The organism is Rubrimonas cliftonensis, from assembly GCF_900107585.1.
In the GTDB taxonomy this organism is placed as follows: domain Bacteria; phylum Pseudomonadota; class Alphaproteobacteria; order Rhodobacterales; family Rhodobacteraceae; genus Rubrimonas; species Rubrimonas cliftonensis.
The window spans coordinates 421,484-434,943 of sequence record NZ_FNQM01000002.1 but is presented as its reverse complement, the minus strand read 5'-3'; the positions used below and the strand labels follow the sequence as shown (position 1 = coordinate 434,943).

Sequence of the window (13,460 nt, the reverse complement as noted above, 5' to 3'; positions counted from 1 at the left end):
CGAAGACCGGAGGCGGCCATGGACGACGAGAAATTCAACATGTCGATGCGCAAGTTCCTCAAGCAGGTCGGCGTCACGTCCCAGCAGGAGATCGAGAAGGCCGCGCGCGCCGCCGACGCGTCGGGCGCGCTGTCCGGTCCGCTGAAAGCCCGCGTGACGCTCACCGTCGAGGCGCTCGGCGTCTCCCATGTCGTCGAGGGCGACATCGAGACCGGCGCATGAGCCCATCGCGCGACGACGTCCTCAAGGCGCTCGCCACGGTGGTCGACCCCGCCACCGGGCGGGATCTCGTGAGTTCAGGCGCCGCCGTGGGCGTCTCGGCGAAAGGCGGCGCCGTCTCCTTCGTGATCCAGGTCGACCCCGCGCGCGGCTCAGCGATGGAGCCGCTGCGCCGCGCCGCCGTCGCCGCCGTCGAGGCGCTGCCCGGCGTGGAGAAGGTGACGGCCGTGCTGACGGCGCACGCCGACGCGCAATCGTCGCCGCGCCCGGCGCCGAAAGGCCCGCCGCCCGACCTGAGCTTCGGCGCCCCGAAACCCGCGCCCGCCTCGAAGAGGATCGAGGGCGTCGACCGGATCATAGCCATCGCCTCGGGCAAGGGCGGCGTCGGCAAGTCCACCGTGTCGGCCAACCTCGCCGTGGCGCTGGCCGCAGAAGGTCTGCGCGTGGGCCTGCTCGACGCCGACGTCTACGGGCCGTCGCAGCCGCGCATGCTCGGCGTCTCCGGGCGGCCGTCCTCGCCCGACGGCAAGACCATCATCCCCCTGCGCAACCATGGCGTCACGCTGATGTCGGTCGGCCTGCTCACCGCCGAGGACGAGGCGGTGGTCTGGCGCGGGCCCATGCTGATGGGCGCGCTGCAGCAGATGCTGGGGCAGGTCGCCTGGGGGCGGCTCGACGTGCTGCTGGTGGACCTGCCGCCGGGCACCGGCGACGTGCAGCTCACGCTGGCCCAGAAGGCCGAGGTGACCGGCGCCGTCGTCGTCTCCACCCCGCAGGACATCGCGCTGCTGGACGCGCGCAAGGCGCTCGACATGTTCGCCAAGACCGGCGTGCCGATCCTCGGGATCATCGAGAACATGTCCACCTTCATCTGCCCGCACTGCCAGGGCGAGACGCAGCTTTTCGGCCATGGCGGCGCGAAGGCCGAGGCGGCGCGGCTCGGCGCGCCCTTCCTCGGCGAGATCCCGCTCGATCTGGCGATCCGCGTGGCGGGCGACGGCGGCGCGCCCATCGTCGCGAGCCAGCCGGGCAGCCCGCAGGCGCAGGCGTTCCGGGCGATCGCCCGCGCGCTGATGGCCGGCGCCCTCGCGCCCGCCGAATGAACGCGCCGTGATGGGGGCGATGACGGCCGTCACCTTCCCGCCGCTGCTGAGCGGCGTGCAGGCGCCGCGCGGCGCCGACCCCTTCGCCAAGGCGGTGTCGATGGCGGCGATGGGCTGCGACGCCGGAACGCTGGTCTGGGAGGCCGGTGACGCCGGGCTGCGCGCCGCGCTGGTGTTCGCGCCGGAGGTCTCGCTGGCGAAGTCGATGGCGATGGTGTTCGCCGTGGGCTCGGGGCTCGCCGACGCGCTGGGCGCGCTAGGCCCGCCCGAACTCGCGGTGCAGTATCGCTGGCCGGGCGAGCTGCGCGTCAACGGCGCGCGCTGCGGGCGGCTGCGCGCCGACGCCGGCCCGCCATCGGACGGCGTTCCCGCCTGGCTCGTCGTCGGCGTCGAGATCGCCTTCGCGCTCGACGGCGCCGCGCCGCCGGGCGCCCGGCCTGACGCCACCGCGCTGCTGGAGGAGGGCTGCGGCGAGATCACGCCCCAGGGGCTGCTGGAGAGCTGGGCTCGCCATGCGCTCGTCTGGATCAACCGCTGGGAGGAGGAGGGCATGCGCCCGCTCCACCGCGACTGGACCGGGCGGCTCACGGGCGTCGGCGGGCCCGTGGTCGCCTTCGGGCGCGAAGGCGTGTTCATGGGGATGGACGAGGACGGCGGGATGCTGCTCCGGCGCGGCGAAGGAGCCGTCGAGACGATCCCCCTCGCCGTGATGCTGGAAGGGCGCGGGCCGTGAGGTTCGCGCGCACCATCCGGTTCGACGCCTCCGACGACAACGTGTTCGAGCGCGCCGCAATGTCTGACGAATGGGCCGTCTCGGGGGCCTTCGAGTTCTCGAACTGGACCGAGGCCGACATTGCAGGCAAGCGCCGGCAGGCCTTCGCGAACGGCTGGCTGGGGCTGGAGAGCTTCGGGCGGGCCACCATCGTCGCCGTCGCAGAGGCCACGCAGGCGGAGATCGAGGCGGCGACCCTCGCTCTGGCCGCGCATTTCGTGGCCCGCTACGGCGCGCCCGCGCTCGAGGCGGCGCTGCCGGTCGCGCGGGAGGAAGTCGCGCACATGCAGGCGATGTGCGAGGATCACGAGCTCAACGACCTTCTCGTGGTCGAGCGCCGGCTTTCGGAGGCCGGGGTCCACGAGGCGTTCCGCTCCATCCGCCCCGGCGACGCCTCGATCGACATGGTCGCGAAGCATGTCGACGGCGACGACCACGGCTGGCGCTGAGCGAACACGCCCCTCGAACCATGGCGGCTGCCGGACCTTCGTGCATCAGTTGCAAGACCGACCAGATACGTGCTGGTTATTCGTAGTTTTAATGACAGTTGTCAAACATTTTTTTACCTTTCGTTAAGAGTCGTTGACCTCTCCAACCGAGTCTCCCTAGGGTCGCGTCGTGTTCAGTTGGCTCGCGCCATAGTTGCGCCGGCCTCGTTTTCTGGGGGATACCATGAACGTTCGCTTCCTCGCCGCAGGCATCCTGCTCTCCGGTTTCGCCGCCGCGCCCGTCTCCGCCGCCACCTTTTCTTTCGCAGACGGCTCCGTGTCCGTGCGGGTCGTTGAGAAGTCAGACAATATCTCTGTCTTTGGCGACGTCTTCCAGGACGGATTCGATGGCTTCACCGACGGTACTGGCATAGTCGAAGAATTTCCCGATACGCCCATCGCCTCGGATGAAGTGATCAGTCTCGCTTTCACGCTGTTCGGGACGTCGGATCCCGTCTTCGGTGAAGCGGTCGGGCTTTACGAAGGCGCTGCCGGCTTCGAATTCTTCAATGAATCCGACATGGTGGGCAGCGTCACTTTCGAGGTGGAGTGGTACCTCGAAGCGATGACGCAGATCGAGTTGACGAGCGACGCCGGCTCGGCGTTTGCGGGCCTCTCCATCATCCAGAACGGTTCCCTCCTGGACCGCTCCGTCAGCGTCGAAGATCTCGGAACGTCGACCGAAAAAATGGCCCTTCGCAGCGGTGAGCCGCAGGACTTCACCTTCACCATCGCCGTGGGTGCTTTCGAGTCCGAATTCTTGGACGTGTCGCTCACCGGCGGCGTGAACGCTCTCAGCCTTGGCGGCGGCGATGTCGCTCCGGTCCCCCTGCCGGCCGCCGGCTGGATGCTGTTCGCCGGTCTGGGCGCGCTGGTCGCGATGCGTCGCCGCGCCTGATCCCGCCGCACCGTCTGACGGAGGAGCGAAAGCTTCTCCCGACGGCCGTCGAACCCGGCAGCGCCCGCCGCTTCATCCGAAGCGGCGGGCATTTGCGTTTCAACCGTGCAGCGCCTTGCTGTCCTCCGGCGCCTCCTCGCGCTCCGTCATCCCGTAGTCACGGATCACGCCGGCGACCCGAAGCCGGTAGTCGGCGAACATGTCTCCCCTGCCCGCCGCCTGCGCCTTGCGATGCGCGCCCAGCCTGCGCCATGAGTCCAGCGCCGCCTCGTCGCGCCAGAACGAGACCGACAGCAGCTTGCCCGGCTCGGTCAGGCTTTCGAATCGCTCGACCGAGATGAAGCCGTCGATGTCCTTGAGATGCTCGCGCATCGTCGCCGCCATCTCCAGATAGGGCGTCCGCCGATCCGCCTTGGGCCAGACCTCGAAGATCACCGCGATCATCGGCCGCTCCTTCCAACCGGGTGAGCCCGGCATCGCCCGCTCACTCCTTGGGGTGAGACCCGCCCCGCCCCGAACGCGGGACTGGCGCAGATTGCTGTTCCCATTCAGAACCCTTTCGAGTTTCTTTCATGCGCGCGCCGCGCGCGACACAAAGCATCGCTGCACCGCAGCGCGCCTGACGCTAGCCTGCCCCGAGTCACGCCGGATCGCCACATCCCCGAGGGAACGCGCCAATGAAGAGCTTCAAGAAGATCCTCGTAGCCAACCGCGGCGAGATCGCCATCCGCGTGATGCGCGCCGCCAACGAGCTCGGCAAGCGGACGGTGGCGATCTACGCCGAGGAGGACAAGCTGGCGCTGCACCGCTTCAAGGCGGACGAGGCCTACAAGGTGGGCGAAGGGCTGGGGCCGGTCGCGGCCTATCTCGCCATCAACGAGGTGATCCGCGTGGCGCGGCTGTCGGGCGCGGACGCGATCCACCCCGGCTACGGGCTGCTCTCGGAGAACCCCGACTTCGTTGACGCCTGCGCGGCGGCGGGCATCGCCTTCATCGGTCCGAAGGCGGAGACGATGCGGATGCTGGGCGACAAGGCGAGCGCGCGGCGCGCCGCCATCGCCGCCGGCGTGCCCGTCGTGCCGGCGACGGAGGTGCTCGGCGACGACATGGCCGAAGTGGCGCGGATGGCCGCCGAGATCGGCTATCCGCTGATGCTCAAGGCGAGCTGGGGCGGCGGCGGGCGCGGGATGCGCCCCGTGCTCAGTGAGGACGAGATCAAGACCAAGGTGCTGGAGGGCCGCCGCGAGGCCGAGGCCGCCTTCGGCAACGGCGAGGGCTATCTCGAAAAGCTGGTCCAGCGCGCCCGGCACGTCGAGGTGCAGATCCTCGGCGACCAGCACGGCAACATCGTGCACCTGTTCGAGCGCGACTGCACCGTGCAGCGCCGCAACCAGAAGGTCGTCGAGCGCGCCCCGGCCCCCTACCTCACCGAGGCCAAGCGCGCCGAGATCTGCGAGTACGGCCTGCGCATCGCCCGCCACGCCAACTACGAATGCGCCGGCACCGTCGAGTTCCTGATGGATGTCGACACCGACGAGTTCTACTTCATCGAAGTCAACCCGCGCGTTCAGGTCGAGCACACCGTCACCGAGGAGGTGACGGGCATCGACATCGTGAAGGCGCAGATCCGCATCACCGAGGGCGCGCGCATCGGCGACGTCGCCGACAGCGGCGTGCCGGCCCAGCACGACATCCGGCTCGACGGCCACGCCGTGCAGTGCCGCATCACCACCGAGGACCCGCTCAACAGCTTCGTGCCCGACTACGGCCGCATCACCGCCTATCGCGGCGCGACGGGCTTCGGCATCCGGCTCGACGGCGGCACCGCCTATTCCGGGGCCGTCATCACCCGCTTCTACGACTCGCTGCTGGAGAAGGTCACCGCCTGGGCCCCGGACCCGCATGAGGCCATCGCCCGGCTCGACCGCGCGCTGCGCGAGTTCCGCATCCGCGGCGTCGCGACCAACCTCGCCTTCGTCGAGAACCTGATCGCGCACCCGCACTTCGTCAACGCGACCTACACGACCAAGTTCATCGACGACACGCCGGAGCTGTTCCAGTTCAGGGCCCGCCGCGACCGCGCCACGAAGATCCTGCGCTACGTCGCCGACGTCACCGTGAACGGTCACCCCGAGACCGCCGGACGCCCGCGCCCGCCCGCGCACGCCAAGTCCCCCCGGGCGCCCGCCTGGGCGACCGAGCTGCCGCCCCCCGGCGCCGCCGACCTGCTCAAGGCCAAGGGCCCGAAGGGCGTGGCGGACTGGATGCTGGCCGAGAAGCGCCTGCTCGTCACCGACACCACCATGCGCGACGGCCACCAGTCGCTGCTGGCGACGCGGATGCGCTCGCGCGACATGGTCAACGTCGCCGACGCCTACGCCCGCAACCTGCCGGGCCTGTTCTCAGTGGAGTGCTGGGGCGGCGCGACCTTCGACGTCGCCTACCGCTTCCTGCAGGAATGCCCGTGGCAGCGCCTGCGCGACCTGCGCCGGCGGATGCCCAACCACCTGCTCCAGATGCTGCTGCGCTCCTCCAACGGCGTCGGCTACACCAACTATCCCGACAATGTGGTGCGGCTGTTCACGCTGCAGGCGGCGCAGACCGGCGTGGACGTTTTCCGCGTCTTCGATTCGCTGAACTGGGTCGAGAACATGCGCGTCGCGATGGATGCGGTGCTGGAGTCCGGCAAGATCCTGGAGGCTTCGATCTGCTACACCGGCGACATCGACGACCCCGACCGCGCGAAATACTCGCTTGACTACTATGTGAGCATGGCGAAGGAGCTGGAGGCCGCCGGCGCCCACATCCTCGGCCTGAAGGACATGGCGGGGCTGCTGAAGCCCGCAGCGGCCCGCCGCCTTGTCTCGGCGCTGAAGAACGAGGTGGCGATCCCGGTCCACTTCCACACCCATGACACCTCGGGCCTCTCGGGCGCCTCGGTGCTGGCGGCGGCGGAGGCCGGGGTGGACGCGGCGGATGCGGCGATGGACGCCTTCTCGGGCATGACCTCGCAGCCCTGCCTCGGCTCGATCGTCGCCGCGCTGCGCGGGCAGGAGCGCGACACCGGGCTCGACCCGGCGGCGGTGCGCGCGATCTCCGACTACTGGGAGCAGGTGCGCGCGAAATACGTCGCCTTCGAGACCGACATGAAGGCCCCGGCGGCGGAGGTCTATCTCCACGAGATGCCGGGCGGCCAGTTCACCAACCTCAAGGCGCAGGCGCGCAGCGTCGGGCTGGAGGACAAATGGCCCGAGGTCGCGAAGGCCTACGCAGAGGCCAACGCGATGTTCGGCGACATCGTGAAGGTCACGCCCTCCTCCAAGGTGGTGGGCGACATGGCGCTGATGATGGTCACGCAGGGCCTCAGCCGCGCCGACGTAGAGAACCCCGCCAAGGACATCGCCTTCCCCGACAGCGTCGTGGGCATGATGCGCGGCGAACTCGGCCTGCCGCCGGGCGGCTGGCCCGAGGCGATCCAGAAGAAGGTGCTCAAGGGCGACGCGCCCATCGAGGGCCGCCCCGGCGCCACCATGGCGCCGGTCGATCTGGAGGCGGTGCGCGCCAAGGTCTCCGAGGAGCTGGAGGGCAAGGAGGTCGATGACGAGGATCTCTGCTCCTACCTGATGTATCCCAAGGTCTATCTCGACTACATGGGCCGCCGCCGCGAGTTCGGCCCCGTGCGCCAGCTTCCCACGCCGACCTTCTTCTACGGCATGGAGGTGGGCGAGGAGCTGGCCATCGAGCTGGAGCCGGGCAAGACGCTGGTGGTGCGGCTCTCGGCGATCGGCGACAGCCACGAGGGCGAGGTGCGGGTGTTCTTCGAGCTGAACGGCCAGCCGCGCGACATCCGCGTGCCCGACCGCCACGCCACCGGCGCCAAGGCGGCGAGCCAGAAGGCCGAGCCCGGCAACCCTCGCCATATCGCGGCCCCGCTGCCCGGCGTGATCGCGCGCGTGAACGTCGAGGCCGGCGCCCAGATCAAGCAGGGCGACCTGCTGGTGACGATCGAGGCGATGAAGATGGAGACCGGCCTGCACGCGGACCGCGACGGCGTCGTGAAGCAGGTGCTGGCCAAGGTCGGCGCCTCGGTGGACGCCAAGGATCTTCTCGTCGAGCTTGAGGGCTGACGCCCGGTCCGCAAGGCGGCGTGTGGGGGGCGGAAACGCCCTCGTCGTGGCGCCGGCTCCGGCGGGGAGCGCGGCGCGCGGCCGCCGGCCTCTCCCGGAGTTGAGGCCTGCGGCCCTCGCGACGGTCGCGCCGCAGCGCGGAATCGGTCACAGTGCCAGCCATGCGCGCAGCGTACTATGTAACGGGCTGGATGTGCGTCGGGCTCGCCGTTCTCGGGGTGGCGCTGCCGCTGCTTCCGACCGTGCCGTTCCTGCTGCTCGCCGCGCTGTGCTTCGCCCGCGCGTCGCCGGCGGCGCATGACTGGCTCGTGAATCACCCAAGGCTCGGCCCGCCGATCGCGGACTGGCGCGCGCATGGCGCGATCAGCCCGCGGGCCAAGCGGCTGGCCTTGGCCTCGATGGCGGTCAGCTTCGGCGTCCCGCTGGCGCTGGGCGCGGCGGCGTGGGTGCTTGCGGCGCAGGCGGTCGCGCTCACGGGCGTGGCGACCTTCATCCTCACCCGCCCCAGCACGCCCGCCGGCGCCCCCGCCAGCCCGGCGGACGGGGACTGAGCGCCGGGCGTCGGCGTCCGGCGGGGGCTTGGGGAACGGCTGCGGCGCTCAGTAGAGAACGCCCGGCAGCCATGAGGCCAGACCCGGCGCCAGCCAGATCAGCGCCACGGCCGCGACCTGCAGCGCGATGAAGGGCGCGACGCCTGCGTAGATCTGGCCGGTGCTCACCTCCGGCGGCGCAGCGCCGCGCAGGTAGAACAGCGAGAAGCCGAAGGGCGGCGTCAGGAAGCTCGTCTGCAGCACCACGGCGATCAGCGTCGCCAGCCACACCGGGTCATGGCCCATCGCGATGAGCGCCGGCGCGACCAGCGGCAGCAGGATCACCGTGATCTCGACGAAATCCAGAAAGAAGCCCATGGCGAAGATCAGCGCCAGCGTGAACAGCAGCGCGCCTTCCGCCCCGCCCGGCATCGCGTCCAGTATCTGCGCGACCCGCGCCTCGCCCCCGAGCCCGACGAACACCAGCGAGAAGACGCTGGCGGTGAGGATGGTGGCGAAGATCATCGCGGTCAGCGTCATGGTCGCGGTCAGCGAGGGCGCCAGCGAGCCGGCCCGGAAGGTCGCGCGCAGCGAGGCCGCCAGCGCCGCCGCCCCCAGCAGCGCCAGCCCGGCGTAGGAGGCGCCCAGCGCGAAATCCGCCGCGCCGGCGTCGCTGCGCTGCAGGCGCACGGGCGCGAGCCCGGCCGCCACCGCCAGCAGCAGCAGCGCTGCGGCGCCCGCCAGCACCAGCCGATTGGGAGCGCCGGCCTTGCGCCCGGCCATCAGGATCGCCCCCACGGCCCCGACCGCCGCCGCCTCGTTCGGGCTCGCCACCCCGCCCAGAACGCCGCCGAGCACCGCCACGATCAGCAGCACCGGCGGCAGGATCGCCGCGGCCACCTCCGCGCGCGAGGGCGCGTCCGACGCCTCCCGCATCGCCGGCGCGGCCTCTGGCGTCAGCCATGCCCGACCGAGCATGTAGAGGACGTAGAGCGCCACCAGCGCCAGCCCCGGCCCCAGCGCCGCGGCGAACACCTGGCCCACCGACAGCGTCTCGATGGTGAACTTGCCCTGCGCGTACTGCGCCTGCTGGAAGGCGTTCGACATCACTTCAGAAAGGATGATGAGCAGCGTCGAGGGCGGAATGATCTGCCCCAGCGTGCCCGAGGCGCAGACGACCCCGGCCCCGAGCCGCGCGTCGTAGCCGTTGCGCAACATGGTCGGCAGCGCGATCATCCCCATCGCCACCACGGTCGCGCCGACGATGCCGGTCGACGCCGCGAGCAGCGCCCCCACCAGCACGACGGAGACGCCCAGCCCCCCGCGCATCCGCCCGAACAGCCGGCCCATGGTCTCCAGCAGTTCCTCGGCGATGCGGCTCTTCTCCAGCACCACGCCCATGAGCACGAAAAGCGGGATGGCGGTCAGCACCTCGTTGGTCATCAGCCCGAACACGCGCTGAGCGAGGGCGCCCATCAGCGCGAGGTCGAACTGCCCGAGCGCCGCGCCGAGCAGCGCGAACAGCGACGCGACGCCCGCGATGGTGAAGGCCACCGGATAACCGAGCAGGATCGCCCCGATCAGCGCCGCGAACATCAGGAGGTCGAGCGGCGGGCTCATCCGCGGCCCGCCCGCAGGCGGAGAAGGTCGCGCAGCAGGATGGAGAGGCCCTGCGCCAGCAGCAGCGCGCAGAAGGCCGGCACGAGGGACTTCAGCAGGAAGGTCGCCGGCACGCCGCCCACCGAGATCGGCCCCTCCAGCATCGCCCAGGAGCGGGTGACGCTCGGCCAGCTCCACCACAGCAGCAGAAGCAGCGCCGGCGCGAGGAAGAACAGCGCGCCGAACACGTCGACCGCGGCGCGCCCGCGCGGCGAGCGACGGGCGTAGAAGATGTCCACCCGCACATGCTGATCCACCAGCAGCGTGTAGCCCGCGCCGAGCATGAACAATCCGGCGTGCAGATAGAGCACGCCCTCGGTGAGGAACACGAAGCTCAGCCCGAAGACGTAGCGCAGCACGACGATGAGAAGCTGCAGCAGCGCCATGGCGAGCGCCAGCCAGCGCACCGCCATCCCGATCCGTCGGTTGAGCGCGTCCAGCGCGTCGGCGAAGGCGAGCATGGCGTCTCCTGGGGGAACGCCCCGGCGCCCCGAGACGGGGGCCGGAGCGGGATGCGCGGCGAGCGCCGCGATCAGTACGTGTAGGGCAGCGCGCGGGCGTTCATCTGCCCGTTGTCGGCGTAGGTCATGTAGCCGCTGATCAGGCCGCGATAGGCGAGGTAGCTCTCGGTGATGCGCTTGATCAGCGCGTCGTCGCTGTCGCGCATCTCGGCGATCACCTCGCCTGCGGCGTTACCCATCGCTGACATCACGTCGTCGGGCAGCTTGCGCACGACCACGCCCTCGTCGGCGACGAGACGCTGCAAGGCCTTGGCGTGGTTGGTGTTGTACTCGGTCGTGACGACGTTGTAGAGGCTTTCGCAGGCGTACTGCACGGTCTGCTTCAGGTCGTCGGGCAGGTCCGCGAAGACCTGCGCGTTGATCCCGCATTCCTCAGCCGAGGACGGCTCGCCGACGCCCGGCCAGTAGTAGTTCTTGGCGATCTGGTGATAACCCAGCGCGCTGTCGGTCCACGGGCCGATGAACTCGCCGGCGTCGAGCGCGCCGGACTGCAGCGCCTGGAACATCGCCGGGCCGCTCATCGCCTGCGCCGCCATGCCGAGCCTGCTCGCCATCTCCGACGCGAGGCCGGTGGTGCGGAACTTCAGGCCGCGCAGGTCGTCGACGCTGGTGATCTCGTTGCGGAACCAGCCCGCCCATTGCGGGCCGGAGTTGCCGCAGAGGAACGGCTTCACGCCGAAGCCGCCATAGATCTCGTCATAGAGCGCCTGTCCGCCGCCATGGGCCATCCAGCCGAACTGCTCCTCGGCGCGCAGGCCGAAGGGCTGGGAGCCGAACAGCAGGATGCCCTTGGACTTGCTGCCCCAGTAGGCGGGAACCGCGTGGTAGAGTTCGGCAGTGCCCTCGGCGACGGCGTCGAACACCCCCGGCCCCGGCACGATCTCGCCGGCGGCGTAGAGCGTCACCTTCAGCCGCCCGCCCGAGAGCGCGGTGATGCGGTCGGCCAGCATCTGGGCGGCGACGCCCGGTCCCGGCAGGTTCTTGGGCCAGGCGGTGACCATCCTCCATTCGGTCGCCGCGCCCTGCGCGATGGCCGGGGCGGCCAGCGCCGCGGCGGGCGCGGCGGCGGCGGCGGTCAGAAAATCACGTCTTTTCATCTCGTTCTCCCTGCTGTCAGCCTTGCAGTCCCTCACCCCGGCCCTCTCCCGCTTGCGGGAGAGGGGGCGATATCATCCCCCTTCGCGCCCCACCCGCCCACGCGGCGCCGTCCTCGACGCTTGCGCCCCCTCTCCCGCCTGCGGGAGAGGGTCGGGGTGAGGGTTCGTCGTCAGTTTCCCAGGATCGCGGGCAGCCGCAATCCGTGTTCGCGGGCGCAGTCGAGCGCGATGTCGTAGCCCGCGTCGGCGTGGCGCATGACGCCGGTGGCGGGGTCGTTCCACAGGACGCGGGCGAGGCGCGCATCGGCCTCGGCCGAGCCGTCGCAGCAGATCACCATGCCAGCGTGCTGGCTGTAGCCCATGCCCACGCCGCCGCCATGGTGCAGCGAGACCCAGGTCGCGCCGCTCGCGCAGTTCAGGAGCGCGTTGAGCAGCGGCCAGTCCGACACGGCGTCCGACCCGTCCCGCATCGCCTCGGTCTCGCGGTTCGGCGAGGCCACCGAGCCGCTGTCGAGGTGGTCGCGGCCGATCACCACCGGCGCGCTCAGCTCGCCGGTGCGCACCATCTCGTTGAAGGCGAGCCCGATGGGGTGGCGGTCTCCCAGCCCCACCCAGCAGATGCGCGCGGGCAGGCCCTGGAAGGCGATGCGCTCGCGCGCCATGTCGAGCCAGCGGTGCAGGTGCGCGTCATGCGGCATCAGTTCGCGCACCTTCCTGTCGGTGCGGTGGATGTCCTCGGGGTCGCCGGAGAGCGCGCACCAGCGGAACGGCCCGACGCCGCGGCAGAACAGCGGGCGGATGTAGGCGGGCACGAAGCCGGGAAAGGCGAAGGCGTCCGCAAGCCCCTCGTCCAGCGCGACCTGGCGGATGTTGTTGCCGTAGTCGAGCGTCGGGACGCCGGCCCTGTGGAAGCCCACCATCGCCTCGACATGGGCGCGCATCGCAGCGCGGGCGGCCTTCTCCACGGCCTTCGGGTCGCTCTCCTGCCGCTCGCGCCACTCCGAGACGGTCCAGCCGATCGGGAGGTAGCCGTGGACGGGGTCGTGGGCGGAGGTCTGGTCGGTGACGATGTCGGGCCGCACGCCGCGGCGCAGCAGTTCGGGGAACACCTCCGCCGCGTTGCCGAGCAGGCCGACCGACTTCGCCTCGCCGGCCTTCGTCCAGCGCTCGATCATCGCCAGCGCCTCGTCGAGGTCGCGCGCCTTCTCGTCGACGTAGCGGGTGCGGATGCGGAAATCGATGCGGGTCTCGTCGCATTCCACCGCGAGACAGCAGGCGCCGGCCATCACCGCCGCCAACGGCTGTGCGCCGCCCATGCCGCCGAGGCCGCCGGTGAGAATCCACCGCCCCGTCAGGTCGCCGTCGTAGTGCTGACGGCCAGCCTCCGCGAAGGTCTCGTAGGTGCCCTGAACGATACCTTGCGCGCCGATGTAGATCCAGGAGCCCGCCGTCATCTGGCCGTACATCATCAGGCCCTTGCGATCGAGCTCGGAGAAATGCTCCCAGGTCGCCCAGCGCGGCACGAGGTTGGAGTTGGCGATCAGCACCCGCGGCGCGTCGGCGTGGGTGCGGAACACGCCCACCGGCTTGCCCGACTGCACCAGCAGCGTCTCGTCGCCCTCGAGCCTGCGCAGCTCGGAGGCGATGCGATCGAAGTCGTCCCAGGTCCGCGCCGCGCGGCCGATGCCGCCATAGACCACGAGCTCATGCGGCCGTTCCGCGACGTCGGGATGGAGGTTGTTCATCAGCATCCGCAGCGGCGCCTCGGTCAGCCAGCTTTTCGCGCTGATCCGCGGCCCCGTCGGCGGAAAGACGTCGCGGGCGTTGCGGCGTGGATCGGTCATGCATCCTCCCGATGAGCTCGCCGCGCCGTCGGCGAAACGCCGGCGCAGCGCGGGGCGACGGCCGCCGCGGCGCGGACGGAAGCGCCGTCCATCCATGAGGCCGCTCTCTGCGCGAGGTGCGCCATGCCGGGTCCGCCATCTGCCGCCGGAGTTAATATGTAAATGCATATTTTCGGCATCGTCAATTCCAAAGGCGGCGCGC

12 protein-coding genes are annotated in these 13,460 nt (G+C 70.5%); 7 read left to right on the top strand and 5 right to left on the bottom strand.

Annotation, left to right across the window (positions count from 1 at the left end):
- The first annotated feature begins 18 nt into the window (after nucleotides 1-18).
- The 5 genes from BLW43_RS04700 (at nucleotide 19) to BLW43_RS24245 (ending at nucleotide 3,480) form a co-directional block, all read left to right on the top strand.
- Nucleotides 19-222: a DUF6494 family protein gene (locus tag BLW43_RS04700; RefSeq protein WP_093249354.1), complete on the top strand. Its 204-nt coding sequence runs from the start codon at nucleotides 19-21 to the stop codon at nucleotides 220-222.
- Nucleotides 219-1,322 carry an Mrp/NBP35 family ATP-binding protein gene (locus BLW43_RS04695; RefSeq protein WP_093249350.1) on the top strand — a complete coding sequence of 368 codons (1,104 nt, stop codon included), beginning with the start codon at nucleotides 219-221 and terminating at the stop codon, nucleotides 1,320-1,322. The genes BLW43_RS04700 and BLW43_RS04695 overlap by 4 nt, the downstream gene beginning before the upstream one ends.
- 19 nt (nucleotides 1,323-1,341) lie before the next feature.
- The gene (locus tag BLW43_RS04690) at nucleotides 1,342-2,055 is read left to right on the top strand and encodes a biotin/lipoate--protein ligase family protein (protein ID WP_093249975.1); all 714 of its coding nucleotides are present in this window, start codon (nucleotides 1,342-1,344) and stop codon (nucleotides 2,053-2,055) included.
- Complete coding sequence (locus BLW43_RS04685; protein ID WP_093249347.1) at nucleotides 2,052-2,543, top strand: DUF6505 family protein; 492 nt, start codon at nucleotides 2,052-2,054, stop codon at nucleotides 2,541-2,543. Before BLW43_RS04690 ends, BLW43_RS04685 begins: the two co-directional genes overlap by 4 nt.
- 223 nt (nucleotides 2,544-2,766) lie before the next feature.
- Nucleotides 2,767-3,480 carry a VPLPA-CTERM sorting domain-containing protein gene (locus tag BLW43_RS24245; protein ID WP_093249344.1) on the top strand — a complete coding sequence of 238 codons (714 nt, stop codon included), beginning with the start codon at nucleotides 2,767-2,769 and terminating at the stop codon, nucleotides 3,478-3,480.
- 99 nt (nucleotides 3,481-3,579) lie between these two features.
- On the opposite strand, the gene BLW43_RS04675 is transcribed toward BLW43_RS24245, so the two are convergent.
- The gene (locus BLW43_RS04675; RefSeq protein WP_093249341.1) at nucleotides 3,580-3,924 is read right to left on the bottom strand and encodes an antibiotic biosynthesis monooxygenase family protein; all 345 of its coding nucleotides are present in this window, start codon (nucleotides 3,922-3,924) and stop codon (nucleotides 3,580-3,582) included.
- A gap of 233 nt (nucleotides 3,925-4,157) precedes the next feature.
- Between BLW43_RS04675 and pyc the strand changes: the two genes are divergently transcribed.
- Nucleotides 4,158-7,607, top strand: coding sequence for a pyruvate carboxylase (gene pyc / locus BLW43_RS04670; RefSeq protein ID WP_093249339.1), 3,450 nt, complete (start codon nucleotides 4,158-4,160; stop codon nucleotides 7,605-7,607).
- 161 nt (nucleotides 7,608-7,768) lie between these two features.
- The gene (locus BLW43_RS04665; protein ID WP_093249335.1) at nucleotides 7,769-8,158 is read left to right on the top strand and encodes a YbaN family protein; all 390 of its coding nucleotides are present in this window, start codon (nucleotides 7,769-7,771) and stop codon (nucleotides 8,156-8,158) included.
- 48 nt (nucleotides 8,159-8,206) lie between these two features.
- Here BLW43_RS04665 and BLW43_RS04660 read toward each other — a convergent pair whose 3' ends face one another.
- The 4 genes from BLW43_RS04660 to hutU form a co-directional block, all read right to left on the bottom strand.
- Nucleotides 8,207-9,757: a TRAP transporter large permease gene (locus BLW43_RS04660; RefSeq protein ID WP_093249332.1), complete on the bottom strand. Its 1,551-nt coding sequence runs from the start codon at nucleotides 9,755-9,757 to the stop codon at nucleotides 8,207-8,209.
- Complete coding sequence (locus BLW43_RS04655) at nucleotides 9,754-10,257, bottom strand: TRAP transporter small permease subunit (RefSeq protein WP_093249322.1); 504 nt, start codon at nucleotides 10,255-10,257, stop codon at nucleotides 9,754-9,756. Before BLW43_RS04655 ends, BLW43_RS04660 begins: the two co-directional genes overlap by 4 nt.
- A 71-nt stretch (nucleotides 10,258-10,328) precedes the next feature.
- A complete protein-coding gene (locus tag BLW43_RS04650) occupies nucleotides 10,329-11,414 on the bottom strand; it encodes a TRAP transporter substrate-binding protein (protein ID WP_093249314.1) in 1,086 nt (361 codons plus the stop codon).
- A 170-nt stretch (nucleotides 11,415-11,584) separates the two neighbouring features.
- Entirely contained in the window at nucleotides 11,585-13,258 is a 1,674-nt protein-coding gene (gene hutU, locus BLW43_RS04645) for a urocanate hydratase (RefSeq protein ID WP_093249307.1), read from the bottom strand.
- Between the last annotated feature and the right edge of the window lie 202 nt (nucleotides 13,259-13,460).

Excerpts from the sequence above, each read along its gene's own strand:
- BLW43_RS04700 (WP_093249354.1), top strand. The coding sequence starts at position 19 with ATGGACGACGAGAAATTCAACATGTCGATGCGCAAGTTCCTCAAGCAG.
- BLW43_RS04695 (WP_093249350.1), top strand. The coding sequence starts at position 219 with ATGAGCCCATCGCGCGACGACGTCCTCAAGGCGCTCGCCACGGTGGTC.
- BLW43_RS04690 (WP_093249975.1), top strand. The coding sequence starts at position 1,342 with ATGACGGCCGTCACCTTCCCGCCGCTGCTGAGCGGCGTGCAGGCGCCG.
- BLW43_RS24245 (WP_093249344.1), top strand. The coding sequence starts at position 2,767 with ATGAACGTTCGCTTCCTCGCCGCAGGCATCCTGCTCTCCGGTTTCGCC.
- BLW43_RS04675 (WP_093249341.1), bottom strand. The coding sequence starts at position 3,924 with ATGATCGCGGTGATCTTCGAGGTCTGGCCCAAGGCGGATCGGCGGACG.
- pyc (WP_093249339.1), top strand. The coding sequence starts at position 4,158 with ATGAAGAGCTTCAAGAAGATCCTCGTAGCCAACCGCGGCGAGATCGCC.
- BLW43_RS04665 (WP_093249335.1), top strand. The coding sequence starts at position 7,769 with ATGCGCGCAGCGTACTATGTAACGGGCTGGATGTGCGTCGGGCTCGCC.
- BLW43_RS04660 (WP_093249332.1), bottom strand. The coding sequence starts at position 9,757 with ATGAGCCCGCCGCTCGACCTCCTGATGTTCGCGGCGCTGATCGGGGCG.
- BLW43_RS04655 (WP_093249322.1), bottom strand. The coding sequence starts at position 10,257 with ATGCTCGCCTTCGCCGACGCGCTGGACGCGCTCAACCGACGGATCGGG.
- BLW43_RS04650 (WP_093249314.1), bottom strand. The coding sequence starts at position 11,414 with ATGAAAAGACGTGATTTTCTGACCGCCGCCGCCGCCGCGCCCGCCGCG.
- hutU (WP_093249307.1), bottom strand. The coding sequence starts at position 13,258 with ATGACCGATCCACGCCGCAACGCCCGCGACGTCTTTCCGCCGACGGGG.